Annotated in this window: 2 protein-coding genes; both read left to right on the top strand. The window is 68.8% G+C overall.

What is annotated here, in order from left to right; translation table 11 throughout:
• Positions 1–1,311, top strand: a 1,311-nt coding sequence (gene hisD / locus FHR21_RS20635) for a histidinol dehydrogenase (protein WP_221235297.1), incomplete at its 5' end; no start/stop codon positions are given.
• Positions 1,308–2,075, top strand: coding sequence for an SDR family NAD(P)-dependent oxidoreductase (locus tag FHR21_RS20630; protein ID WP_184101821.1), 768 nt, complete (start codon positions 1,308–1,310; stop codon positions 2,073–2,075). The genes hisD and FHR21_RS20630, both read left to right, overlap by 4 nt.

The raw sequence follows: 2,075 nt of genomic DNA, 5'->3' as shown, positions 1-2,075 counted from the left end.
TGGCTGAAGCGAGGATCTGGGGTTGATGTGCGGTTGGACGCGGACCGTGCGGTTCGGGGGGTTGTGGAGGGTGTTTTGTCGGACATTGGGGCGCGGGGGGATGCGGCGGTGCGGGAGCTGTCGGTGCGCTTCGACGGGTGGGACCGCGACGATTATCGGCTGAGCGACCGGGAGAAGCAGGACTGCCTCGACCAGCTTTCGGGCCAGGCGCTGAAGGACATCGAGTTCGCGCAGGCGCAGATCCGCAACTTCGCCGAGGTCCAGCGCGCCTCGATCGGCGACGTCGAGGTCGAGACGATGCCGGGCGTCGTCCTCGGCCATCGCACCATCCCGGTGTCGAGCGCGGGCTGCTATGTTCCCGGCGGCAAATATCCGCTGCTCGCCTCGGCGCACATGTCGGTCATCACCGCCAAGGTCGCCGGCGTGCCGCGGGTCATCACCTGCGCCCCGCCCTTCCAGGGCAAGCCCGCCGCCGCCATCGTCGCGGCGCAGGTGCTGGCGGGCGCCGACGACATCTATTGCCTCGGCGGCATCCAGGCGGTCGGCGCGATGGCGCTCGGCACCCAGAGCATCGCCCCGGTCGACATGCTGGTCGGCCCCGGCAACGCCTATGTCGCCGAGGCCAAGCGCCAGTTGTTCGGCCGCGTCGGCATCGACCTGTTCGCGGGGCCGACCGAGACGCTGGTCATCGCCGACGACAGCGTCGACGGCGAGCTGTGCGCGACCGACCTGCTCGGCCAGGCCGAGCACGGCCCCGACAGCCCGGCGATCCTGCTCACCACCTCGGCGGCGCTGGCGCGCGACACGATGAAACAGGTCGAGCGACTGCTGGCCATCCTGCCGACCGCCGACCATGCCCGCAAGGCGTGGGAGAATTTCGGCGAGGTGATCGTCGCCGACAGCGATGCAGAGATGGTGGCGATCGCCGACGAGATCGCCTCCGAGCATGTCCAGGTGATGACCCGCGATCCCGATTACTTCCTGGCCCATATGACCAATTACGGCGCGCTGTTCCTGGGGCCGCGCACCAATGTCAGCTATGGCGACAAGGTCATCGGCACCAACCACACGCTGCCGACGAAGAAGGCGGCGCGCTATACCGGCGGGCTGTGGGTCGGCAAGTTCCTCAAGACCTGCACCTATCAGCGGGTGACCAGCGACGCCGCCTCGGCGATGATCGGCGAATATTGCTCGCGCCTGTGCGCGCTCGAGGGCTTTGCCGGGCATGGCGAGCAGGCGAACATCCGGGTGCGCCGCTACGGCGGCCGCGACATCCCCTATGCCGGGCGCGCCGAGCCCGTCGAGGCATGACCCCCCTTCCCGTCACCCCGAGCCTGCGGCTCGACGGCAGCACCGCGCTCGTCACCGGCGCCGGGCGCGGCATCGGCCTCGCCGCCGCCGCCGCGCTCGCGCAGGCCGGCGCCGCCGTGACGCTCGTCGCGCGCTCGCGCGAAGAGATCGAGGCGGCCGCCGATGCGATCCGCCGGGATGGCGGCGCGGCAGAGGCGGCGGTGCTCGACGTCACCGACCTCGCCGCGGTCGACGCCTTCTTCGCGGCCCGCCCCGCGTTCGACATCCTCGTCAACAACGCCGGCACCAACCGGCCCAAGCCGATGACCGAGGTGACGACGGGCGATTATGACGCGGTGCTCGGCCTCAACCTCAAGAGCGCCTTCTTCGTCGCCCAGGCCGCCGCCAAGCGCATGATCGCGCAAGGGGTCGCAGGCTCGCTGATCCACATCGGCTCCCAGATGGGCCATGTCGGCGCCCCGAACCGCTCGCTCTACTGCGCCTCCAAATGGGCGCTCGAGGGCATGAACAAGGCCATCGCCCTCGACCTCGCCCCCCATCGCATCCGGTCCAACACCATCGCCCCCACCTTCATCGAAACACCCCTCACCAAACCCTTCCTCCAAGACACAGCCTTCCGCGACAGCGTCCTCGCCAAAATCAAGCTCGGTCGCATCGGACAACCCGAAGACCTCATGGGCGCCATCACGCTCCTCGCATCAAACGCCGCTCAAATGATGACCGGTACCAGCATCATAATCGATGCAGGATGGACCGCGGATTAG

This window comes from Sphingopyxis panaciterrulae, from assembly GCF_014199295.1.
Lineage (GTDB): Bacteria > Pseudomonadota > Alphaproteobacteria > Sphingomonadales > Sphingomonadaceae > Sphingopyxis > Sphingopyxis panaciterrulae.
The sequence above is the reverse complement of the archived record's forward strand: the minus strand, read 5'-3'. Positions and strand labels throughout refer to the sequence as shown.

Bases quoted from the DNA above. Each gene is read 5' to 3' on its own strand.
- FHR21_RS20630 (WP_184101821.1), top strand. From the start codon at position 1,308: ATGACCCCCCTTCCCGTCACCCCGAGCCTGCGGCTCGACGGCAGCACC.